Origin of the sequence: Serratia proteamaculans, from assembly GCF_946227095.1 — a bacterium.
GTDB classification, from domain to species: Bacteria; Pseudomonadota; Gammaproteobacteria; order Enterobacterales; family Enterobacteriaceae; genus Serratia; species Serratia proteamaculans_E.
On the sequence record NZ_CAMISV010000006.1, the window covers coordinates 1 to 23,446 of the forward strand.

Sequence of the window (23,446 nt, forward strand, 5' to 3'; positions counted from 1 at the left end):
ACGCCGCCACAGTGCCTGTGAGGATCAACCCCCTGCAGTTTATGAAAGTGCCTGGTTCATGAGGCACGGAACAGTCTAGGAAACTAGGGTCTATTCAACCACCTATTACCGGTCACAATTCAAAACCGGTAATACCGCCATCCGGGACGATCTGTACGCTGGGTTGAATTCAGGTTTTAACCTTGAAGGCTGGCAGATCCGCGATAACAGTACCTTTTCACATTATTCCGGCCGTGACAGCCAGTGGCAAAACAATACCCGTTATTTGCAGCGCGGGTTCTCGTCTATTACCTCAACGTTAACCGGAGGTGATTTCTATTCACCAGGCAATATGTTTGACTCTGTCCGTTTACGGGGGATCTCACTGGCTTCCGATACCAACATGTTGCCCAATTCCCAACAGGGATTTTCACCCGTGGTTCACGGCGTGGCACAAACCAATGCTTTGGTCAAAGTGATGCAGAGCAGTAACGTGATTTACCAGGAAAACGTCCCGCCAGGTGCTTTTAGCCTCGACAGTATTCAACCCACTGGCTCCGGCGGCGATCTATTGGTGATCGTGAAAGAGGCAGACGGCAGTGAACAGTCTTTCACCGTGCCCTTTTCCGCCGTGCCAAACATGTTGAAACCAGGGATCGCCAAATACGCGCTGTTGGCGGGCAAGGTCAAGCAAAGCAATACTCGTTACAGTCCGGATTTTCTGCAAAGTTCATTGCAATACGGCTTCAACAATTTGGTCACCGGCTATGCCGGTGTGCTTATCAGTAACGATTACCGTTCTTACCTACTGGGGAGCGGCTGGAACCTGCCCTTTGGGGCTGTATCCGTAGATATCACCCAGGCGGACGCTCATTTCCCGGGCAGGAGTGAAAGCGGACAAAGCTACCGAATTGCCTACAGTAAATTCCTAGATACCACCGCCACCAACTTTACCCTGGCGGCCTATCGATATTCGACCAAGGGTTATTACAGTTTTTCAGATGCTATTTATACCCACGACGGTTATCGCCAACTAGCCGATCGGCAACCCGATATTCAGGGTCCACCGGGAGGATGGTCCGAGGATCCGCTGGATATGAATACGCTGGATGCATTGCGTTCGGCCCGGCCACGCAATACCTTTAACCTGAGCCTGAACCAGCGCCTCAGCGACAATCTGGGCACACTGTTTTTCTCTGGCACCCAGCGCGATTACTGGACCGCACAGGGCAACAGCCGGGAATACCAACTGGGTTATTCCAATGCCTTCGGCAAGGTGGATTACAATCTCTCCGCCAGCCGTGTCCGTAATGACAGCCATGAAGAAGAAACGCGTTATTACCTGTCAATCAATGTGCCCTTCGATGCTTTCGAACACACCGCCTATCTGAGCAGCAGCCTGTCGATGACGGACAGTCATTACCAGCAGAGCCAGCTCAGCGTCAGCGGCGTGTCCGGTGATGCCAACCAACTGAGCTATACGCTGTCCGGCGCCAATCAGTCTGGCGGCGAGAATATGGCTGGTGCAAGCGCCAACTATCGCACGTCGCTTTCAACCCTCGGGGGATCTTACAGTGAGGCAACCGATTATCGGCAGGTTGGGTTTAGCGCACGCGGTAGCCTGGTAGCCATTCCCTGGCACCTGCTGGCCAGCAATGAGATTGGCCACACCCTGACGGTGATCGACGCCCCGCAGGCTGCTGGCCTGATGGTTAATGGCGATGAAAGTATTATCACCAACCGGGACGGATTAGCCCTAGTTCCCTACGCCACGCCGTATCGCCAAAACACGCTTACGCTCTCAGACACCAATGACGCAACCGGCGCAGAGATTACCAATAACATCGGCTATACCGTACCGTTCTACGGTGCAGTCAATCGCGTCAAATTTGCCACCGATCTGCGCCAATCTTATACGCTGAACGCCACCTTCCTTGATGGAACCCCCCTGCCATTCGGCGCGGAGGTTATTGACCAAAGCGGAGGATCGGTCGGTTATGTCGGCCAGGCCAGCGTACTGTACGTTAAGAGTGAACAAGTACCAGAACGTCTCGAAGTCAAGCTCAACCGGGGTGACGCCGGCAACTGCGTCATTGCTCTGACTGCCGCCGATATTGCGGCGGTGAATAAGCTAATTTGCCGTTGATTACGTGTGATTGAGGTCATTATGAAAACATTGTATTTATCCATTTTAATAGCCGGTTTTTACGCCGGAGAAAGCTCGGCAAAGTGCTACGGTAATCCTTTGGTGGTAGCGAACCCGATCACTATCGACCTGTCAGATAAGCTCAGTGTTAACTCACCTGAATGGACCGGGCAGGTACACACACAGTTTTCAGGCGTCTTCGACTGCACAACCAGAAACAACAGATTGGGCTATTTCTCACCAATAGCCGATACGGCCAGTAACACATTGGTTGTCGGCTTTGGCGATGGAAAACACTGGATTAAGATACAAACCTCAGCGCCTGAACAAAGTGAAATCACTCTTGCAGAAAGGGGGCAACATTCAGCGACAGAGCTGAATATCGGCTATACTGTTAAAGCGACACTGGTAAAAAAATCTGGCAGCACTACGACAAAAAATAGCTATTATATTGATAACTCCATGATGGCATCCGACTGGACCGGCATGTCCTTATGGGAAATTATCACCTGGCCCATCAAACAGGCGGGAAAGTTTTTATCCTGGTTGACGGGCAATGGATGGCCGGTGGATCAACGGGACATGTATATGCAACCCTTAACTATCTTATATACGCCAAAAGCCACGACCTGCCAGTTTGAAAATGCTGGCCTGGCGGTGCGATTACCGCGTTTGGGTCTTGCCCAATTAGCCGGTCAAACTCGCCCCGGTTTTACGCCGTTTACCCTGAATATGCGCTGTGAAAACAGACTGGAGAATGGAACGTCAGACAGAAGTATTGAGATGTTTTTATCGAGCAACAACCTATTGGCCTCAGATAACAGCGTAATGATAGACACCGGCGCCGGATCGGCCAAAGGTATCGGCATCCGTCTTACCCAGCCAAACGGTCTTTCAACGCCAGTGATAATGTCAACCTCCACAACTCATAAAGGAAACGCGACCTCACTGTTTAAAGCTAACGCAGGTGACACATTGGATGCCCAATTCACAATGACTATGGGTGCTTATTATTTCCCCTATAACCTGTCCGCTGCGGGCAAAGGAAAGATAAATACCAGCGCCACATTAAACATTTTTTATGAGTAAATGCTGCAAATAACAAATCGTAAATAACCATTTGTTATAATAAGGATATTATAATGGGTGAACAAACGCAAATTGGCGTAAAGGTAGACAAAAACCTGAAAGATGGGGTCGATCAAATATTACGCAACCTAGGAATAAAACCCACTACGGCTATCACCGGGCTTTATCATTATATTTTGCAACATAAAGAGCTGCCGTTCATCAGCAATACGCAGGTTAACAAACCCAGTACCTTACTCAGCAATTTATTTATGGATTATCTATTACTGAAAAATACCCTGCACGATTTTTATCGAAAAACAGAACGCGCAGAGCAGATCACCGAAAATGGTCTGTCATTGCTAAAATATGTCATCCTTGAGTTTATCGCTAACTTCCGTCAAATAGAGAAATCTTTATTTTCGTCAAACTACGAAGATAGCATAGACTGGAAAAAGGTGTTTAACGGTTCCAAACGGGCATTTTATATTATTGAGACTCATCTCATGTTTGAAGCCAGTAAGGGCTACTTTCTTGATGAAATCGGAATAATAAAACTATCGCTGGAGTTAAAGATGCTCACTGATGCCGAAACGGGCACGTAGCCGATTATTAGTTAAATATTAATTTATTTAAACCGCCCTCATTGAAGGGCGGTTTCTTTGGGTAATTTACGGTCACATATTCGATGTCAAAGAAAACCTCTACGTTTAATGTCGATAGTTACCGAAATAAAATGGAACTTGTCTATTATGAGAAAAGTCTTTCTGCGTAAGCAGATCCTTGTCGCTGCATCATTCGTAACAATAGTGCTACGGCTACCTAAGGTGATTTATATACATTTCCTCAGGGAAATGGCGTCGTACGAATACTCTAAAAGAGAGGGTTTTATTTCCGCCATCGGCATTAGCATGATCTTGTGGTTCTTTATCACACAATTCATTTTATGGTTATGGTAACGCTTCCGTTACGGACGCAATGTCACACCTGCACTGTCCGTTTCAATGTCATAACGAGCCCCGAGGAAGAGATCGAAAGGTTGTGGATCCCATTTAACCAGCGCGCGGATTTCGAACTGAATAATACCATTGCAGACGGGGGACTGCATGTCCCCCAGTAACGTGATGATAATAGAGTCAGCGATAAGGCGCGGCTCGAAGCGGATTATCGCCTCACGTATCATGTATTCCAGTGCCCCCCAGGAGCGAAGCGTTGCATAGCCACCGACCAGCGGTGAAATGCCGAAATTAACCACCGACACCGCAATAGATCCATGACGCACCTTATCCAACCTATCCTCCATATTAGCCGTATTAGCCGTATTGAAAATATCGGTAATATTTCGCTGTATAAGTGTGCGCATCGTGCGAGCATCAAAGTGGTAACGATCCCAGAATTAAACACGCTCGATGCTTCAGCAGATCTTCTGGACACTCGTAGAACCCGGCCAGCATATGTAATATGCTGGCCGTGGGTGCACTAGTTCAACCCAATACATGAACTACTGGCCTAAGGTATCATTATCCCGTCGGAGAAAAAATCAATACGGCCTTCGGCTAACACTTACGTGGTAACTAATTATCAGGATTTTGTACGCCAAACCAATTCACCGGTATGAGGTGCCCCTCCGATGTCGATTGGTCCCATACTCAGCACAAGCATATCACCCTCAAGGTAATAAAAGCGTACCTGTTGCTTACCTATCCAATTTGGAAAGCTGCAGCCTTCAACGCAATGGACAACCTATTTTTGAGAGCAATCAATTTTATAGCGTCCAACATAGCAAAGTGATGTCACGAATGCTTGACGGATCTCCTGATCACTTCCTTTAAACTGATCGCTTTGTACGAAAGGAGCCTGTCCGGTACTGTAAAGCTGCACTGCCATATAGCCAGAGGAGTCATAATACAGGAGACCAATCATGGAATTTCCCAATGGAAAACGTATTTTGTTGTCATCGGTTTTTAAAACTGACGATATCAATCGCCAGCTTCCCAATAAAATATTGTCCACTTTTACTTTCTATTCTAATTCAATTAAAAATGCACCGCGTTCCGGGCCGGCACCAACGACCATGACAGCCAACTCATCGCCAGACTTCAGTTTTTTGGCATTGATATCATCGTGGATCATCTTAAGTGTGCTAGGAATAACTAGATTGCCATACTTCCGCACGTTAGTACTGAATTTGGACTGTTCAACGCCAGTCTCTTCGCTGAACATTTTGATAAAACCTTCCACCATATTCGGGCTGGCTTGATGGGTGTAAATCCGCTCGACCTCATTAAAATAATGTTGGCGGTGGATTTCCAACCCCTGGTGATTGAGTTTCATTCCTTTAGAGTAATAGAGTTTAGTTTTATCTCCAGCCATGGCATAGCAAGACAGTTGCTCACTTTGCTCAAGGCCGGGCGGGTTCAATGCCCCACCGCCGGGATAATGGATCAATGGGTCATCAAATCCCTCCCCGTCACCAAAACTCAGCGAATCACGGCTATACAAACTGTAACCGTTAGCAGAAGGACTATGCCGCAGAACAATCGCCGCAGCGCCATCTGAAAATAGAGCAGGTGATGCCCACAATGCGTTGTTCAACGGATGATGCGTGTTGTAACGATAAATCGGTGAAACCATGTATAAACTGGATACTTCATAGGTAACAATCAGAATATTTCTTACATTCAGCTTCGCTGCTAGTGACAACGCTCGCGCCATACCTGCGCAACCAGAAGCGAGTTGTAATGGAGGAATATGGTCAGGTATTTCAAGCGCACGTAACAATTTAAATGAATCGTAATCCAGTTGTACCTCATATGGCGTACTGGTGGCTACCATCACTATATCAATATCTTGTGCAGTCACGTTGGCATCCTCCATAGCCGTACGAGCAATCTCTATAATGTGATTAAAATCCCTAAAAAAATCAGGGTCCCAGCTTTTAGATGCTACTGGACCAATAATATTTTGAATATCACTACCGGATAGAAAACTGCCTGGTTTTTTTCTGTTGGGCACCTTAAAGTTTTTTGCCCATTCATCTATACCTAGTACTTTACCGATAACACTAGAGATTCCAGCGATTTTATAATTAAAATAAAATCCTTGCTGTGTTATACTCATAGTCACACCTTATATTATGGATAACAAACCCGTTAATTTATTGAAATTAAATTTTATAAAAGACAATTAAATATAACATTAAAAAAATTACTTTAATTGATGTTTTGAAAAAACAAAACTATTACTTTTTTGCTCAACATTTTCAATGCGCTCAAATACACGACGAGCAGAAACCAATAACGGTGTGCCAGGCTCAAAGATATCGGTCACACCACACTGATACAAAAACTCGTGATCTTGCTGGGGAATAACACCACCGACAAACACAATGATATTATTCATATTTTTCACACTAAGCTGATTAAACAACTCAGGTATCAGGGTTTTATGTCCTGCCGCTAATGACGATACACCGATAGCGTGGCATCCCGAACTCATTGCGTGATCTGCCGCTTCCTCCGGGGTCATAAATAATTCGCCCAATTCGACTTCAAAACCTAAATCGCCAAAACCTGATGCCACCACTTTAGCACCACGATCGTGTCCGTCCTGGCCCAATTTGGCGATCATGATTTTAGGCCTTCTGCCATACTGCTGTAGAAACATCGCTACCTTTTGCAGTAACTCCTTCCATTGGAGATTATCTTCTAACAATTCACCGTAGAGACTTTGTATAACCTGTGGTTTTGTATGGTAGCGGCCCCAAACATCGGCCAATACCGCAGAAACTTCACCGACTGTAGCCCTGACACGCATTGCTTGCACGCTCAGTTCTAGCAGATTTCCTACACCGGACTTAGCGCAATGTGTCAAATTATCCAAAACCTGACTCACCGCTTGTGCATTACGCACCTCACGCAATGTTTTCAAGCGGATAACTTGTGCATTACGCACTGCACTATTATCAACTTCACGGTAATCGACCGGTCGTTCACCCGGTAATCTGTATTTATTCACCCCGACGATTACCTGTATACCCGTATCTATCTTCGCTTGAGTCCGCACCGAGCAAGCGCTAATTTGTTGCATCACCCAGCCTGATTCAAGGGCTTTTAGCATCCCGCCCATCGCAGCAATTTCCTCCAACAGTTTCCTGGCTCCAGCAGCCATTTCATCGGTGATTTTTTCCATCATGTATGAACCAGCCCATGGGTCCACTACCGCACAAATCCCGGTTTCCTCCTGAAGGATCAACTGAATATTGCGCGCCAGGCGTGCCGAAGTGTCTGTTGGTAAAGCGATAGCTTCGTCAAAGGCATTGGTATGCAATGATTGTGTTCCACCAAATACCGCTGCCATCGCTTCGACGGTGGTACGTACCATATTATTGTACGGATCTTGCACGGTTAACGACCAACCCGACGTTTGACAGTGGGTGCGTAGAATCAGAGAAGTTGCACGTTGCGGATTAAAGGCCAACATGGTTTGATACCAAAGTAGACGAGCGGCACGTAGTTTGGCAATTCCCTGATAAAAATCCATGCCGATACCGAAGAAAAAACTCAGACGGCCAGCAAAATCATCAACGTTCAGCCCCTGGTTCAATGCAGTCTGCACATACTCTTTGCCATTGGCCAGAGTCAATGCCAACTCCAGAATATCACTGGCACCCGCCTCTTTCATGTGATAGCCAGAAATTGAAATGGAATTAAACTTCGGCATGGTTTTCGACGTATAAGAAATAATATCCGAGACAATGCGCATTGAGGGAACTGGCGGGTAAATATAGGTATTTCTCACCATAAATTCTTTTAAAATATCATTCTGAATCGTGCCCTTGAGCTGCTCAGATGCCACCCCCTGTTCTTCTGCCGCCACAATATAAGCTGCCAGAACAGGCAATACTGCGCCGTTCATGGTCATCGATACCGATATGCTGTCCAGAGGGATCTGGTCGAATAATATTTTCATATCTTCGACAGAGTCTATTGCTACACCAGCTTTGCCTACATCCCCGGTGACGCGCGGATGATCTGAGTCATAGCCCCGATGAGTGGCGAGATCAAACGCCACTGAAATCCCCTGAACGCCCCCTGCCATCGCCTTACGATAAAACATATTGGACTCCTGACAGGTTGAAAAGCCGGCATATTGGCGAATGGTCCAGGGCTTAACACTATACATAGTGGCATTCGGTCCCCGAACATAAGGTGGTTGCCCCGGCAATGAGTACACATGTTCGATATCTTTTATATCATCATGGGTATAAACCATCTTTAACGGTAATACATCAGGTGCATTATTATTTATTAATTCTACGTTTGAGTCGCAATGTAGTGAATTTTCAGACATCACGTCAGATTCAGGTAATTTCATGATATACCTAATATTTTAGTGAAGAGGCATTAAGTTGTAAGATATGCAGGAAATATAAAACTAGGTGAGGATGATATTTAAGTCCACCCGTCATAACAAAAAAAGTGAAACAAAACGAAAATAGGCTAGAACAGCAGTCTCCCTATGGTGATCAAGGCAACACGAGGACATTCAACTCGCAAAAACTACGGGTAGATATTCAGGTCGAGAAGCTGACGTCACAACTCACGAGCGTATCATCACGCTTCGTCAGCCAAGTCAAGCTATTGAACATACAACCCCTTGACTGGGTGCTAGATTAAACGTATCTGGGCTATCATCAGTCCAAAAAACCAATCAGACTAATTATATTTTTCATAATGTTTTTATCCTGTACTCGTTAATTTTCTTTCAGTAGGATAGTGTGAAAGTTAGGGTAATTAAATGAAGTAGTGTTCATGACAGTCAAAAATTTCACTGAATAATTCAAAATTGAAGCTGTAAAAATATTAACAAATAGGATACCCTTTTTCTGAAATTACCCATTTCAGTTGCTCCCGTACCTTCAGGAGCTCGCTTTGGGCTTCCAGTAAATCATGGGCATGTTGTTCGCTGTTATCGGGTTTTATGGCCCACAGCCATTTGTAGAGGTTGTGCGCAGAAACGGACAGAAACTTCAGCAACGGAATAACCACGCTCCGTGATTTGACGGACGGCCTCTTCTTTACTTTTAGTTGTAAATCTTGGTGCTCCCATACGCTCCTCCTATAATAAAATTATTGCGCAGGATCGCCTACCAGGCGAGGTCAGTCTACTTTAATCTGCCGTTTTTTAATAGCTCCATATCTCGCCGATAAATAATAAAGTAAAAAAAAATTCCGAATTAATACAAATACCAGTAAGGCGAGTCAATTATACATATTCACGCTCTGAGTTAAAAAAGCCCTGAAACCGCAAGGTCGCTCAGGGCAAAGGGGGTAAGAGCAATTATCTACATGGACTGGCTTTAGACCAGTGTAAATATTCTAGTTGCTTAGCGATTATTTTCTAATTTTTAGTATTAAAAACGATTTTATATCGCAACATTAGAATATTTATGTGTCTGGCTATCGCAATATCGATGCTCCTTAGGTCGCTATACTGCTGTTAGGGTATGACATAAAGTAGGTTTATTACGACAACGGAAAAAAAATAGCTCGTGCTGTAAGTATTTCACTTAACCGAACCATTCACTTCTAGAGATCTTCCGATATACTTTTTATGTCCCTGCGAGGAGATCGCCACGTGTAAAGCCTGATTCACCGAACACCAGATCATCGCCGTTCTTAAGTCCGTCAAGACCGGATGCTCCGTCAAATATGTCTGACACAAAGCGGGAATATCTGAAGCCTCGAACTACAGCTGAAAAGCAAAGTACGGTGGCATGAAAGCCAATGATATCAAAAAGATGAAAAACATTGAGGACGAAAATCGTCTTTTCAAACAAATGTTTGCCGCTCTCAGTCTGGAGTGCCGGGCACTGAAAGACGTCATCGAAAAAAAGCTTTAAAATCAGCGATAAAACGTGAGCTTGTTGGCTATCTGACCGCACAATTTGCCATGAGCATCCGCCTCGCATGCAGGACGTTATCGCTAAGCAGGGCAGTATATTTTTACCTGCCCGATACCCACGTGATGAACCGGTGACCCAGATACTGACTGAAATGGCGGAGCGTTACCCGCGATACGGTTTTAAGAAGCTGTTTCAGGTGCAGCACAGACAGGGCCACTCCTAGAACCATAAGTGGGTTCACCGAATTTACTGCCTGTTGAAACTGAATTTTCGTCGCAAGGGAATGCTACGTCTGCCGGTGCGTAATCCTGCTCCCCTGGCGATACCAGAAGCACTCAACCAAAGCTGGTCGATTGATTTTATGCATGATGCACTTGTGTGTGGCAGACGCTTCCGGACCTTGAATGCAGTGGATCATTTTAACCGCGAGACCCTTACGATAGAAATCGAACTGAATATTCCGACTCAGCGGGTAGTAAGAGTGCTGGACAGGATAGTAGCGAATCGCGGATAACCATTGAAGATGTGGATGGATAACGGACCAGAACTGATATCACTGGTTCTGGCGCAGTGGGCCGAATAACACGGTGTATTACTAGAATTTATTAAGCCAGGCAAACCGACGAAAAATGCCTTTATCTAACGGTTTAACCGAACGTACCGGACCGAAATACTGGATTTTTATCTGTTCAGAATACTGAATGAAGCACGGGAAATAATGGAGCGCTGGCTGACGGAATATGTAAACTGTCGAGTGAATCGAGATTATTTCCTTCTTGTTATATATACTCATCAATTTTCGGCCAAATGTATTTTGCTCCACACCCTTGACCAAAATGGTCGCTCCGTATAATGTGCCTGACGCCTTCAATGTGGACGCAAAATTACCGATAATGGCGCTTTTACCACTATGTCGCCTGGTAGGCAGTGCAGCAGATAATACATTGAAACTGAATCGTAATTACCTTCTAGGCGTTTCGGCAACGGGATGAATACGTCATGCTCAATACATTCTGCAAATCGCTCAGAGCCCACGCGATTTTCTGCCGCTTTCAAGCTGTTTGGATTGAGATCCAGTAATGTGATGTATCGAATTTTGTGTTATGACTTTGCAAGATAATAACCCGTCCCTACACCGACCTCTAAATGTCGAACTCCTATATACTGTTGAAAATGCTCTAGTAGTACAGATTCTGTTTTGCAGCGCCACGCATAACGGTTAGAGAGATTTAGCACCCACCAGTCATAGAGTCTTAGTGATAACGGAGTATATACTTTAGCTCCTTTACTGCTGTCTGTATGCATTTATAAATCATTTTATTTATAATGTTAAGTCCATAAATATAACTTACATAGAAAGGTGTTAAAAATATTAAGTATAAAAATTTAGCGGCCAGCAAAATCTCTCTACTTATATGATGAAAGTTGGAGTCAATCCTTTGATAAAACATCCATTATCAACAACTTGATCAAGCTTGTAGTCGAGCGCATACTAGACTATTGCACCTGCAATATAGGCATACGCCGTTACTGATCTCTCACGTATATTGTTTTTTAAAAATTAAAAAAACCAGAACATGTAACGAGTAAAAAACCCGTCAGTGGGTTAGCATTTTTTAACATCCAGTTATATATCATGGCACCCCTTCCTGTTTATAATGCCAGGGAACAAATTCATCCCCCGGCATTCTTAATGATTAAAGCACATAGCCTCCACGTTACAGTTTGGGTACCTTCGTGAAAAAGTTTGCCATTTCATTTGGAAAACCTTTAGCAATCGTTGGGCGAAGGTCGTCCATTGGCACGTTAAAGTCTTTCGGCTGTTCGGACGTTTGCATTTTTTGGTGCGCCGTCACATTTGATTGCAGCCCGTTAAAAATGCCTTTCATATTACCAAACATATCGTCACAGGATTTTGTCACGTTGCTCATCACGGACTTCGCCGCATCAGGGCCCGACATCTGAATATTACTCACCCCTTGCATAAAAGGTTGGCTAAGGGAAGATTGAGAATTCTGTCCCAGGCTGCCGCCCGCCTGCATGGTTTCAAAGATTTTTGCTGGATCTAACATAGTAATTACCTCTTCTCGGTTGTGTTTACATCGCTTTTGGGCAGGAGAATCCTCTCAACGCCCGTGACCAGAGTGGGAAATCCTTCATGGTGGAACGCAATTCCAGTTTCAGCATGCCAACGACGGAAGACATTGACATCGTTAACTCACGCCTATCGCCGGCAAGGGGTACTGGATTACTGGCATCAAACATGCGGAACAAAGCCCAGGGGCCGTCAAAACTGGAAACCTGAATCTGGCCGGTACCCGTTCTAAATGTCAGGCGAACATAGCTGCCGCCTTTGGGGCCGGGCCAATCAATGCGGGTTGGCTGACTGTAACCGTGGCTGTAGGTAATCACCTGGCCATCAATATCCAAAGTGGCTTCGGTAATGGTAGGCGTCAGTGATAATGGCCTGATAAACATTGAAAAAGAGAGCTTCTCGCCCGAGGTAAAGAAAGTGTCGCGAATCAATCGGGCATTTTCGAAAGCCCCCAAGGTACTCGCATTGACAATGCCTTCGGCTCCTGGCTTGGCATTCCACTTTTTGGCGTTCACATCCACGTAGGAGGCCAAGTTTTCGTCAAAGAACTGCTGCATGGCGCCATCGCGACCGAACATACGTGAGAAGTCTTCGATCCCGACCTCTGCCCTGGCGTTGCGGGCAAACGGATAACGCCCGCTGATGCTCCCTTTGCACAATCCGGAGGCCAGCGACGAAGCCCCTTTGCTCAGATTTTTTTGGCTCTGCTGCACCGTCTGGCTATCCCCAACCTGCAGGAGATCCATCATGACGCTGTACACCGGCTCCGGCTGCCGCGCCGCATCCAATTGCAAGCGCTTCAAGGTGCCGCCGGCCGGTACCACTTGCCCGCCGCGCAGCGAGGTAGACAACGTGGTCAACTGGCTATAGAGCGCCTCAAAACTGCGGCTCAAGGGATCATTGCTGGCATTGGTGGTTTGCAGTAGCTGGTAGCCCAGGCGACGAAGCAGTTCAAAGCGATCTTCAACCGCCCGTTCCGGCGTCAGACGAAAGCGCGCACGCTCGCCGGAGATTTCGCCGAGAATATCACGCCGTTGCTGCTCAATTCGGTTGCGCTGACGATCGAACCAGCTGGCCGCATCCCCTTGATTAGTTCCCGTAATGCTGGTTTCCCGAGCGGCAAACCGCACCAGGTTAGCCAATGACGAAGACGGATCCGACAGTTGACGCGCCAAAATCGCCGCATCCTCAAGCCCGTTAACCGGCCGGGCCCGAACGTCGCGAACAAAGGCATCCCACTTGTCCGCATACTCAATCAGATAGAGTTTCCTCGCCTCATCGGCCAGCTTCTGCGCGGAAGCAAGTGTGGTGACTTTCGAGCCATCCTCTTTGCTGTCGCGCAGCACCCAGGACTCCTCTTCGATCATATCCTTGGCGGCATAGTCCAGCTGAGGCAGGAACACATCCCGATAACTGGCTCGGGTATAGAACCCCGGCACGGCGCTATCGGTAACCGTTGCCTGACTCTTGCGCCGCAACATCAAAGAGACATTTGGCCCCGCAGCATCGGCCAAAGAAATGTCGCCGATGGCGGCCGGCAAGGGTTTTTCTTCTATGCGGCGTACAACCCTGAGCTGCATCGGAATATTCATCGCCTTCACCCGTGCCAAGCGCAACAGATCGCCGTCCATTTTCATCACCGGCGCATCGGGCAACGAGAACATTTCGCGCAAGTGGTAAGCGAAAATATCCTTGTTCATATCGGTGTAGCCTTGCGGCATAAAGTTTTCCCACCGCGCCATAAACCAATCGTTCAGCGCCTGTGCGGAACGATGCGAAGGTTGCCCCATCATCAGATAAACCTTCAGGGTGCTATACACATCTTTATTGGAGGCCGATACGTCGTTCTTCAGCTCACTGGCTATGTAGTTCTCTACCGCCGGCCAGAAAATCTGCAGCAAATGGCGCTGGTAGGTTTTTTGCGCCGCGTTGTTGATCAGCTTGTGTTCGAAGTAGGGATTCGGCAAAGGTGACACTTCACCTCCCAGTTGGGCGTTCATATAGCCCATTTGTTCATACGCAGAAATAACGTCATCGCTGATGCGATTAGTGACAGGTATCTCACGCACGATGCGTTTTGTTTCATCGAAGCGTGCCGCAATATAGGAAATATAATCGCTCTCCCACAGGTAACGCATCGCCAACAGGTTGAAAGACACCGCCAATAGGATCAACACCAGGGTATAGCGCCCAATCACGCCCATTCTGTTGCCCAACGGCAGCCCATGCGACGACTGCTGCAATACCCCGCGCTCCTGTCTGGCGTAGCTCAGTTCAGGGTGATATATGCACCCGGTTGGACGGGCTTCATACATGTCCGCCGCCTGCGCGTTATAAATAGCGCCCTGCGGCGGCAGCGCGACGGTGCTGCCCAACCAAACCTGCTGCAGATGGCAGGAATAGCCCACCGGGGTCTGCGGGAAGATCTGCTCCAACAGCGAATAAAGCGGATTGCCCAGCGAGCCGAGCGCCTCCGTGAAAAACAGCAGTTGCTGACGATTGTGGCCGTCCGGCACATCGTGCAACAGCTCAAGAACGTGATGACTGACTCGCGCCACCATTTCACGGTAAAGGGTTTCGTACTGTTCGAAAGGAGTTTCCCCCTGTTTGGCGCGATTGAGACTAAAACCCATGCCTTTTTGCAACAGATCGTCGCCCAGCATCGACAGGAAGGTGGCCCCGCCGACAATCTGATCGATATGGCTAATGGTGAAGTACACCGCCAGATCGCTGCGAAACCAGGCGGCGAGTTCCAACAAGCGCACCCGCAACGCATCGGCCACGGATTTTCTTTCCGTCAGCGACGCATGCAGCAGCCAACGTGCATCCAGGCATAATATGATGCCGTCAACTCCCGGATGGCGGCGATGGCGCTTAATCAGTTTGAACAGGGTGTCGCGCGCTTTGCTGCCTTCTTCGTCCAAGCCGTTCAACTGCAACCATTCGCCAGAGGTGTCTATATACACCGAGTTTTCCGCCAGCCACCAGTTACAGTCCTGCGTCGGCCCGATATCCACCGTCTGCTGCAGGCCATAATGCTCCGCCATCAGAAAACGTTCCCCGCTTTCTCCGATTAGCGATGTTTTCCCGCTGTTCGGCGGCCCAATAACCAGGAACCAGGGTTTTTCACCGATGTGATGGCGGTTAAAGCGGTATTTAAAGCGCTGCCAATTGGTGCACTGCTTCGCTAATCCCACGTACTGCAATGTGCGCATAGCATCGTAAAAACGCGAGGTCACGCGATCGCGCTGGGCCGACTTTTTCTTGACCGGTGCAGGCGCTCGGGCGTGGCCGAATACCCAAGACAAAAATGTCGCGACGAATGGCCACAGCGCCCAGCACAGAATCAGAGCGATGATGATGCCGCGCCCCCACACGGTGAACAAAGGCCTGTAAGTGCCGATGGCAATCAGCGGCCCAATCCACCACACCACCGCACAAAGCAATAGGGCCAGCACTAAGACGAATGATCTACGTATCATATAACTTCCTTATTCCGACGCAGGTGAGTTCCTTCAGTTTTCCCCAGGGGCAGCCGCAACATCTGCTTTGTTTAAATCCGCTGGCGGATCGGATATCTCTCGTTCACCAATTCTCCAAAGAATGTCTACCCGGCGGTTACGGCGGCGCCCTTCTTCGGTCGCATTGTCATCCAGCGGTTCTGCATCCCCTTTGCCGACCGACGTCACGGTTCGGTTGTATTTGCTATTGACCAGCGACTCTCGCAGCTTTTCCGCCACCGTCTGCGCACGCGCTTCGGAAAGCTTCAGGTTGGAGTTGTTGGACGTTTTGCGATACTGAGTGTTGTCCGTATGGCCGATCACTTCCAAGTCACCCGGCCACGGGGCCAAGGCTTCCCCCAGGCGCTCAATATTGCGTTTCTGTTTAAACTCCTCCGACAGTGTCGACTTGCCGTTGGCGAATGCGCCGTCGGAAGTAAAGATTAACAACCAGCCACGCGGATCCGCCCTGACCTCAAGCCAACCTTCTCTAAGTATTTGAGGCAGCGGCTGCGGAAGGGTTTCCATTATATTGATTTTTCTAGGTATTGGTGGCGTCCATGCCAAGATGGCATTACGCAACGCCCGTGATTGTTCGTGTAGATACCAAGCAGCTGACCCATATGTCAGCAATGCCAGCAACATGCCGTAGCCCAATAACTTTATAGGGGTGACTCGGCTCACTCTATGCGTCACCCTCTCCGGTTTGGCATCGGCCAGCGTTTGCGTCGGATCCTGGCTATATAAGTAACTATCAAGATGATTGCGTACGTCAGCCAACAACACTGCCCCACGCTCCATCACATGGAATTTCCCCTCAAACCCCAGTGACAGGACAAGATCGTAGAAAGCCAGGATATCCTTATCCCGCGGAGTGGCGGCCAGATAGCCCTGCAGATGGTCAAAGCATTTTTCGCCGCCCCAGGCGTCGCGATAAAACTCGACCAGCAGGCTGAGATTTAGCGTGCCCGCTTCCAGAGTGCTCATGCAGCATTCGTCAACATAAGAGCAAAGCAGGTACGCCAGCTTGTCCACATCATCCGGCGTAATATGTTCCTTCAGTAAGCTCTGTTGAAACTGCTGTATCTCCCGGACCATTTGGGCGCGCACCGCCGCCGGATTCAGCTGCCCCTGATCGCGCCCCCGTTCCACCTGCAGTAAAACCGGTATCGCCGCAGCAATCAGCGCATTATCCCAATGCCCCATCATCACGCCGGGCCTGCTCAACGCCGCCCGTCCAAATAGGCCATTGACGCTACCTGAAGCTGCCTCGCCAGCCTGTGCTACCGCGTGAGGTTCACCGGTTGCCGCTGTGACAAATTCAGACTCACCCGCTGCTGGCTCGGCATGCGCGGCTCCCGCCGGATTTCCCTGACTGCCAGGACGCATTTTCGCGGCCAATGCGCGAGCGCCCAGGGAAAGCCCGGCAATTTCCGCTGCAGTTTTCCCCGCCTCCGCAGAGGGAAGCTGTGGATAAGCTTTGTTGCGTGTGGCCGCCATCGCCTCGCGCATTTTTCTCTCGAACTCGTTCATCCTACTCTTCCTTGCCTTAGCCCCCAGACGTCAAAACGCAAATCCGGGAAGTCGCCAACAATACTGAGCGCCAGCGCCGATCCAGCCATCATTTCCTTATAAATAGGGTCTGAGTGATCGACCTCGAAATAAATGCTGTTCGGGTAATAAGGGATATGCCGCGGCGGTGATGCCATAGGGAGCAGTCGCGCTCCCGGCAATTGCAAATCGATCAGTTGAATGATTTTCTCCACCGACCCCAACTTGACCTGAGCGGGGAAGTACGAGCGCAAATGCTCGATGGATAAACCACAACTGACGGCAAACACCAGTTTTTCCAACCGCAGTTGGGTATCGTTTTGACACAGATAAATACCGTCCCCCCGATCAATAAACGACAGTGCTACTGCAGGCGCTTCGATAACCAATGACAGTGCTCGGCGAATCGAGGCGAACAGCTGAAAATAGCTGTTGTGCGGCTCGTTGTGCAGATACACCAGATCCGCACGATCCCACAGACGTTCTCCGCCGGGGATTATGCTCAACCGCCCCAACAGGCTCAGCAAGGTTTCGAACAGCTTTTCCGGATGCACCTGCGGGCACGCCAACAGTTGGCTGATGCGCAAGTTAAACTCGCTCAACGTCTGCAACAGCAGCAATTCCAACAGTTCAGAAAGCCCGCCAATGGTCATATGCACATCGGGCCGGAATACCGACTCCAGGCGCTGACTGATCAGGCCGAGCAGTTCGCTGGTGAAGCCGGGCAACCAGCCGATGGCACGGAAATCGAGCAGCGGCGGCAATGCACGTTCATCCAACATAATTCGGCGATCGCTGGTTATTTCGCGAATAAAGCCAACCGGCAAGGCGCTTTCCGCACTGCTGACGGTTTCCTCCAGGCTCAGCCGGGTAACCAAGCTCCCTAACTGCATAGTGCATACGCGCGGCGTGCCTTCCAGGCTAACGCCATGGTTGCGATCCGGCACCTCGGCATCCACAGTGCGAAACCGGCTGTTCTTGCGATCATCCTGAACCAGGTCAATCTGCGCGTTGCCCGTAATATCCATCAGCACCGACAGGCAAACCACCTTCCCTTGGCAATCCTCGCCCATCACCAACGGCAAAGGCAGCGGCACATCTTCCGGCATGCTGAAAGGCGTGCCGTCCGGAAAGACTCCTTTGGCTTTTTTCAGCGCGAATTTGCCCTGTTCCAATAGCCCGCGATCGATCTCCAGCGTGATAAAACCCCAGGTAAAGGTCTCGACGCTGCGCAGCCTCGTATCAATCAAGTGTTCGAAAAACCGTTCCTGTTGCTGGAAGTGCTGCGGCTCCATCAACATGCCTTCTACCCAGGCGACGCGTTGTTTAGGTAACATGTCATTCATCCATTTTGTCGTTAGCCACTACTGAGAGTGACGTCATTCCCACCATTACCTTTATTTGCGAATAAGCCAGCGCTGGTGATTTTTGTTCGGCTAAAGGCAATACCCCACTGATTTGCTGAAACTCCGCGCCGATAACGATCCACCGTTCCTGTCCGGCGGGAACCTCAAAGCGATAACGCCGCGTCTCTTTCGGTTGCAGAATGCTCTGATTGCGGCTCAATACCCCCTCAGTCAAAGGCGCATCGCGACAAGGTGCGCCATCGCTAACCCCTTCCGGTATCCAGCCGGGCCGGGTGGTTTCGATCACGCACACCTTGACAGGCTGCGCCTGACCGGCGGCATTGGGATTCGCATCGGCACCGGCGGTAACATCAACGTCAATCGAACGCATTCGGTTGGTCATCTCCTGTGACGGATCCTGAGAGAACCAACTGCACCCGCTCAGTAACCCTGCCGCCAGAACGCCCGATGCGGCATACCCCCGGAGGATCCTCACCATGGTGACTCCTATGCGTTGATAAAATACTTGGTCTGACTTGGCGCAATTTGATTCGCGACCATGTTGTTGTTATTGGTCATGCTCATATCCCCCAAACGCGTTGCCGGCATGCCCTGGATAAAATATTTCCCCGAGCCCTGCATCGGTTGCATTTGGGCTGAATGGGTACCTGAGGCGGCACCGATAACGCCCCCAGAATCGATAGTCGTCACCCGGATAGTGGCTATATTCTGTTCATTGCCACCGCAACAGAAATAGTTGGCGACGTTCGGTATGCCGGTATTGTTCGGCGCGGTATTCGGGCCCGGCGCCGGTATCATCGGATCACAGCCGGCAAAGCTGATCCCCCCCATGTTGGTATTGGCCGCTGTCATTTCGATTACCCCACGTGTACCTGGCCGCCATCGATCTTCAGCACCGCCGAAGACTTCAAAGAACCAATTTCGCTTTTCATGACAAAGCTTTGATCGGCATCCTGCACAATGTGCTTTGCCTGAACTTCGTCGGTTTGATCCACCTTGCGGCTGGCATATCCGCTGCGGACGAACAAGCGCTGGGAAATCTGATGCAGGGTGTCAGCAATCCAGCGGCTGCTGCGCGTCAGCAGCGTGAAATCCGGGCTATGCAGCATCAGTCGCTTAGCACCATGCAGTTCAATTTCCGGCGCCACAATGCGCAAACTGGCGCATCGGCTATCGAGCGTCATCAGGGTGTTTTCCTGGCGGCGCGACAAAATCTCGGTAATGACCAATTTTGTTCCGTCAACAATGACGCAAACGCGATCGCCCTCCAAAGGCCGCACCAGGCAACTGGTGGCCACCGCCAGGCAATAAGCGCGCATGCCATCGACATACAGCCCCCCATTGGCGTCAGCCTCCACCGTTACCACCTTGCGGCTGCCCTGTTCTGCCCGTGGGGCTCGGCTCACCAATCGCAACGGGGTAACACTGGTGTTGGCACCCCCTTTCTGATGCTGTTCTCTTCTGGATTTATACATATCTGCTCGCTCCTGTAGGTCGCGGATAGGTTGGTTGTCGTGGTCCCGGTTGTTGATGTGCGTACCATTCATCAATGGCAATTAAAAAAGGGTCGGCGTTGAGGGGGGCAGTCTCAGTGCGGCAACGTTTTGCGCCGTGCAACCGGGCCGTTTGCTGCTGTGCGGTGGACAAAGGTTGCTCCAGCAAATTCATCTCCCGCAAATCGGCCTGATTGAGGTTGGCCTGCGCCAGCTCGCACCGGTGGAATTCCGCCCGCGGCAGCACTGCCTTCTCCCAATTAGCGCCGTTCATTGCGCACTCGCTGAAACGCGCATCCTGACCTTGCGCCATCAGCAAAACCGCTTGGTTAAAATCGCAGCGCAGCAGCCTTGCTTCGGTAAAAATCGCCAGCGACAGATCGCTGCCGGCGAAGGAACACGCCTCCAGCTCAGAGCGATGAAAGCTGGCCCCCAAAAGCGGCAGCTCAGCCAAAATACACTTCGTCAGCCGGCTGGCGAACCAGATGCGACCTAGCCCTGTGATGGCCTGCCAGCTGCAGTTCTCGATCTGGCAACTCCCCGCCACCTGCCGTTCCAAAGACAAGGCTTGCCAGACGCAACCCTTGATTTGGCAGGCGTACCAATTGACGTCATGCAACAATCCCTGATGCATCATCACGTTCTCCACCACGCAGGTCTGTGCGGCAAAATGGCTTAAGCGGCTGTGTTCAACCTCCGCGCCCCGCACTTTACTGCGGTTCAGGCTGAGATCGTCAAACAGGCAATTAACGACAAAACACCCCTGTAAGTCGCCTTCGTTGTACGCCAGATTCCAGACGCTGACCCCATTCAGACTCAGGTTGTCTTGCCGGCATTCGCTAAATGTCAGACGCGCCAGCCGGCCGCCGACAATACCGATATCTTTCATCGTGCAGCGCTCGAAATGCAGTTGGCGAAGATCGCAGTCTTTAAAGACCACCCGTTCAAAGCGGCAGTCGATGAAAAAGCAGTCGCTCAGCGCCAGCACCTGCAGTTCACGATCGTGAAAGTACCGTTTTTTGAACACCCGGGATTTAGGCGATACCTGAGCCAGCGCCCCCTCGACCTCTTGTTTGATCGCCTCGGCGTCAGGCAATGCCTGTTGAATAACGCGGCTGTCAGTTGTCATGCGGATACCCTCCATGCAGGGCTCTGCGAGGCATCCAGCACGCGCGTTCAAACAGGCAGCCGCTAAATCGGGTAGCCGCATCCTGCCAGGACATCGCCAGGTTTGCCGATGCCAGATTGCACTGGTCAAACCCCGCATCACGCAAATCGGCGTTATACAACATGCCTTGCTGCAGGCTGGTGTTTTGCCAACGCGAATGAGCCAGTACGCTATCTTTGAAACGCGCCCCCGCCATATCGCAGGCGGTTATTGACGAAGAGGTCAAATCCGCCTGATCGAAGTTACTTTCGATGAAAGAGCAGTGCAGTAAGCGGCAACCAGCCAGGTCGGCCTGTTTCAACCCGACTTTGGTGAAACTGCAATCACTGAACGTCGAGCAGGCAAAATCCACCTGCATCCCCGCCGTCATGCTTTCAATGCTGCTGCGTTCAAAGCGGGCTTTTCGCCAGACACCGCCAAGCAGGGAGTTCTTGGTCATCACCATGTCGAGGCTCACCGCCTCCTCGGCCAAACAGCGATTGAATATGCAGGCGTCCAATTGACCCTGCAGAAAGCGAACCCCGCACAGCACTGTCCCATTGAACATGCCATTGCCGATCGTGCAGGCGTCGAAGCAGCTCGCACTCAACGTCCCTTGATTAAATACGCAGTAGTTCAGCGTTGACTTCCCAACCTGCAAGCGCTGGCCTTGCGGTGCCTCCAGCGTCACGTTGTCGAACGTCACTTCACGCAGATGGCTTTCCGTCAGCACCGCGTCTTGTAACGTGCAGTGGCTCATTCGAACGTTGCGCAAGGTCGTCCGTGTGAGATCCGCTGCGACAAAAACACATTTTTCGAACGCGCAGTTTTCCAGCGTCGCTTGCGAAAAATCGCACGCCACAAAGCGGCAGCGGAGGAAGGTTTTACCCGTCAGGTGGCCGCTAAAACGCACACTGCTAAAGTTTTTTTCCTCCAAGGTCGCGATATCCTGATAGAGCAGATCGGCCTCGTTATCATCAGGTACCTCCGGCAACGCTCCCGACGCCGCAGGCTCAGCCTGTTGCTGCCGGTGTACTGCAATGGCCTCGCGGATGCGCTGATAAAAAGCGGCCGACGTCCCTGCGGCGGTGGGCGTAGGGTCGTAATGCAGCGAATTGGGGTGATCTGCGGCGGACTCGATGATGTTCAGCCCCATATCCGCCGGCATCAGGTCCGGGTCGAACAAAAACTCAAAGGGAGAGGCACCGTCATCGCTGCGCTTATGCAGCACCTGCTGGAAATGGTCGAGGGAACGGGGAGCATCACAACGATCCAGCGCCGCCATCATCAACTCGATAGACTCATCCAAAAGATGCTCAACCGGCACGCTGCCGGTAAAGATCATCAGAGCGATATCGCTATCCGGCAGGAACCACAGCGTCTTGCGCTGCAAAGCGACGGTTTCCAATTGGCCGCTCCCATGACGGCGAATAAATACCTGCCCGCGCACCGCAGGCAAAACGCCGTGAATCGCCTCGCCTTGCGCATGAAATCCCTGCAGTCCAAACGGCACCTGATCCGGCCACTCCGCCTCCGACAGCCACTGCGCGGGCGGCGCCATCTGGAAATAGCGTCTATCGATCGCGGCCGGCAACCCCGGGAAGACAGTTTCCAGGTATTCCTTGCCCGACATCTGGCTCGCCACCTTGTCGATATGCGCTTTACGCAGCAGGAACTCGTGCGGCACCGGGGTTGGCGCCGCCAATGGCGAGCGCTCCTGTGCGGAACCGTCGGCGACCAGGTTCATCAGCAAAGGCCGCAGGCCATCGTCGCTGCCGCGCCCCAACGGATTTTCCTTGACCTCTGTTCCTCCCCAAGCTGAAGGATGATCCATCGGCATTCTGAGAAAAGGCTCTACGCCAAGGGTACCGCGCCGCCCTTCCCCCTCAATGCGCCAACGGCGCGAGAGGCTGCCGATATCCGCGCTGACGTTCAACGTTTTAACCGGCCGGCCAATACCGGCATGCCCGGCGATCAGATACTCGGCGAACGGCTTGGGTTCCGCAGCGTCCAACACAGGAAAACTGACAGGCGCGCTTCTCCACGCCTCCCAAATCTGGGCCTCGCTCACGAAGTGTGCCGGCTGGGACAGATAACAACCTGCAATGACGCTGACGCCAAGCCTGCTTTCTCGTCCGAGCTGATAGCCCCCTTTGATAACAACCAACTGCTGCGGTCGTATGATTCTCATTG

Annotated in this window: 15 protein-coding genes and 3 pseudogenes; 4 read left to right on the top strand and 14 right to left on the bottom strand. The window is 50.4% G+C overall.

The features are described 5' to 3' along the window. Positions 1–163 precede the first annotated feature (163 nt). The 3 genes from OC597_RS13420 to OC597_RS13430 are packed head-to-tail and all read left to right on the top strand — an operon-like array spanning position 164 to position 3,798. Positions 164–2,125 (top strand): fimbria/pilus outer membrane usher protein, encoded by a 1,962-nt coding sequence (locus tag OC597_RS13420; RefSeq protein ID WP_262209091.1) that lies wholly within the window; start codon positions 164–166, stop codon positions 2,123–2,125. A gap of 21 nt (positions 2,126–2,146) precedes the next feature. Beyond that, positions 2,147–3,214, top strand: coding sequence for a fimbrial protein (locus OC597_RS13425; protein WP_112347622.1), 1,068 nt, complete (start codon positions 2,147–2,149; stop codon positions 3,212–3,214). Between the two features lie 53 nt (positions 3,215–3,267). After that, positions 3,268–3,798 (top strand): type II toxin-antitoxin system RelB/DinJ family antitoxin, encoded by a 531-nt coding sequence (locus tag OC597_RS13430; RefSeq protein ID WP_262209093.1) that lies wholly within the window; start codon positions 3,268–3,270, stop codon positions 3,796–3,798. 362 nt (positions 3,799–4,160) lie between these two features. On the opposite strand, the gene OC597_RS13435 is transcribed toward OC597_RS13430, so the two are convergent. The 5 genes and pseudogenes from OC597_RS13435 to OC597_RS13450 all read right to left on the bottom strand — a co-directional run. Continuing rightward, entirely contained in the window at positions 4,161–4,556 is a 396-nt protein-coding gene (locus tag OC597_RS13435) for a type VI secretion system baseplate subunit TssE (protein WP_262209095.1), read from the bottom strand. 218 nt (positions 4,557–4,774) lie between these two features. Continuing rightward, positions 4,775–5,206: pseudogene (locus tag OC597_RS26655) on the bottom strand (lipocalin-like domain-containing protein). 9 nt (positions 5,207–5,215) lie between these two features. Beyond that, a complete protein-coding gene (locus OC597_RS13440; protein WP_262209097.1) occupies positions 5,216–6,313 on the bottom strand; it encodes a 3-oxoacyl-[acyl-carrier-protein] synthase III C-terminal domain-containing protein in 1,098 nt (365 codons plus the stop codon). Positions 6,314–6,400: 87 nt separating this feature from the next. Next, positions 6,401–8,569, bottom strand: a complete 2,169-nt coding sequence (gene scpA / locus OC597_RS13445) for a methylmalonyl-CoA mutase (protein ID WP_262209099.1) — start codon at positions 8,567–8,569, stop codon at positions 6,401–6,403. A gap of 506 nt (positions 8,570–9,075) precedes the next feature. Continuing rightward, a pseudogene (locus OC597_RS13450) lies at positions 9,076–9,304 on the bottom strand (transposase); the annotation flags it as partial. A 556-nt stretch (positions 9,305–9,860) separates the two neighbouring features. Between OC597_RS13450 and OC597_RS13455 the strand changes: the two are divergent. Continuing rightward, positions 9,861–10,842 (top strand): annotated as a pseudogene (locus OC597_RS13455) (IS3 family transposase); the annotation flags it as partial. A 976-nt stretch (positions 10,843–11,818) separates the two neighbouring features. Here the strand turns inward: OC597_RS13455 and OC597_RS13460 are convergent. The 9 genes from OC597_RS13460 to OC597_RS13500 are packed head-to-tail and all read right to left on the bottom strand — an operon-like array spanning position 11,819 to position 23,444. Beyond that, the gene (locus OC597_RS13460) at positions 11,819–12,172 is read right to left on the bottom strand and encodes a DUF6277 family protein (RefSeq protein ID WP_112347629.1); all 354 of its coding nucleotides are present in this window, start codon (positions 12,170–12,172) and stop codon (positions 11,819–11,821) included. Positions 12,173–12,197: 25 nt separating this feature from the next. After that, a complete protein-coding gene (tssM, locus tag OC597_RS13465; RefSeq protein ID WP_262209101.1) occupies positions 12,198–15,677 on the bottom strand; it encodes a type VI secretion system membrane subunit TssM in 3,480 nt (1,159 codons plus the stop codon). A 33-nt stretch (positions 15,678–15,710) separates the two neighbouring features. Further along, positions 15,711–17,228 carry a DotU/TssL family secretion system protein gene (locus OC597_RS13470; RefSeq protein WP_262209102.1) on the bottom strand — a complete coding sequence of 506 codons (1,518 nt, stop codon included), beginning with the start codon at positions 17,226–17,228 and terminating at the stop codon, positions 15,711–15,713. After that, on the bottom strand, positions 17,225–18,583 hold the full coding sequence (gene tssK, locus OC597_RS13475; protein WP_112347632.1) for a type VI secretion system baseplate subunit TssK: 1,359 nt from the start codon (positions 18,581–18,583) through the stop codon (positions 17,225–17,227). Before tssK ends, OC597_RS13470 begins: the two co-directional genes overlap by 4 nt. A 1-nt stretch (position 18,584) precedes the next feature. Beyond that, positions 18,585–19,091 (bottom strand): type VI secretion system lipoprotein TssJ, encoded by a 507-nt coding sequence (gene tssJ / locus OC597_RS13480; RefSeq protein WP_262209104.1) that lies wholly within the window; start codon positions 19,089–19,091, stop codon positions 18,585–18,587. A gap of 8 nt (positions 19,092–19,099) precedes the next feature. Next, positions 19,100–19,465, bottom strand: coding sequence for a PAAR-like domain-containing protein (locus OC597_RS13485; protein WP_112347634.1), 366 nt, complete (start codon positions 19,463–19,465; stop codon positions 19,100–19,102). A gap of 5 nt (positions 19,466–19,470) precedes the next feature. Beyond that, entirely contained in the window at positions 19,471–20,088 is a 618-nt protein-coding gene (locus OC597_RS13490) for a DUF3540 domain-containing protein (protein WP_112347635.1), read from the bottom strand. After that, on the bottom strand, positions 20,081–21,250 hold the full coding sequence (locus tag OC597_RS13495) for a pentapeptide repeat-containing protein (RefSeq protein WP_258528239.1): 1,170 nt from the start codon (positions 21,248–21,250) through the stop codon (positions 20,081–20,083). Before OC597_RS13495 ends, OC597_RS13490 begins: the two co-directional genes overlap by 8 nt. Further along, positions 21,225–23,444, bottom strand: coding sequence for a DUF2169 family type VI secretion system accessory protein (locus OC597_RS13500; protein WP_262209107.1), 2,220 nt, complete (start codon positions 23,442–23,444; stop codon positions 21,225–21,227). Before OC597_RS13500 ends, OC597_RS13495 begins: the two co-directional genes overlap by 26 nt. Positions 23,445–23,446: the final 2 nt, after the last annotated feature.

What these genes read in the sequence shown, in the direction of transcription:
- OC597_RS13470 (WP_262209102.1), bottom strand. Translation starts at nt 17,228, where the DNA reads ATGAACGAGTTCGAGAGAAAAATGCGCGAGGCGATGGCGGCCACACGC.
- OC597_RS13485 (WP_112347634.1), bottom strand. Translation starts at nt 19,465, where the DNA reads ATGACAGCGGCCAATACCAACATGGGGGGGATCAGCTTTGCCGGCTGT.
- tssM (WP_262209101.1), bottom strand. Translation starts at nt 15,677, where the DNA reads ATGATACGTAGATCATTCGTCTTAGTGCTGGCCCTATTGCTTTGTGCG.
- scpA (WP_262209099.1), bottom strand. Translation starts at nt 8,569, where the DNA reads ATGAAATTACCTGAATCTGACGTGATGTCTGAAAATTCACTACATTGC.
- OC597_RS13500 (WP_262209107.1), bottom strand. Translation starts at nt 23,444, where the DNA reads ATGAGAATCATACGACCGCAGCAGTTGGTTGTTATCAAAGGGGGCTAT.
- tssK (WP_112347632.1), bottom strand. Translation starts at nt 18,583, where the DNA reads ATGTTACCTAAACAACGCGTCGCCTGGGTAGAAGGCATGTTGATGGAG.
- OC597_RS13425 (WP_112347622.1), top strand. Translation starts at nt 2,147, where the DNA reads ATGAAAACATTGTATTTATCCATTTTAATAGCCGGTTTTTACGCCGGA.
- OC597_RS13435 (WP_262209095.1), bottom strand. Translation starts at nt 4,556, where the DNA reads ATGCGCACACTTATACAGCGAAATATTACCGATATTTTCAATACGGCT.
- OC597_RS13460 (WP_112347629.1), bottom strand. Translation starts at nt 12,172, where the DNA reads ATGTTAGATCCAGCAAAAATCTTTGAAACCATGCAGGCGGGCGGCAGC.
- OC597_RS13430 (WP_262209093.1), top strand. Translation starts at nt 3,268, where the DNA reads ATGGGTGAACAAACGCAAATTGGCGTAAAGGTAGACAAAAACCTGAAA.
- OC597_RS13490 (WP_112347635.1), bottom strand. Translation starts at nt 20,088, where the DNA reads ATGTATAAATCCAGAAGAGAACAGCATCAGAAAGGGGGTGCCAACACC.
- tssJ (WP_262209104.1), bottom strand. Translation starts at nt 19,091, where the DNA reads ATGGTGAGGATCCTCCGGGGGTATGCCGCATCGGGCGTTCTGGCGGCA.
- OC597_RS13440 (WP_262209097.1), bottom strand. Translation starts at nt 6,313, where the DNA reads ATGAGTATAACACAGCAAGGATTTTATTTTAATTATAAAATCGCTGGA.
- OC597_RS13495 (WP_258528239.1), bottom strand. Translation starts at nt 21,250, where the DNA reads ATGGAGGGTATCCGCATGACAACTGACAGCCGCGTTATTCAACAGGCA.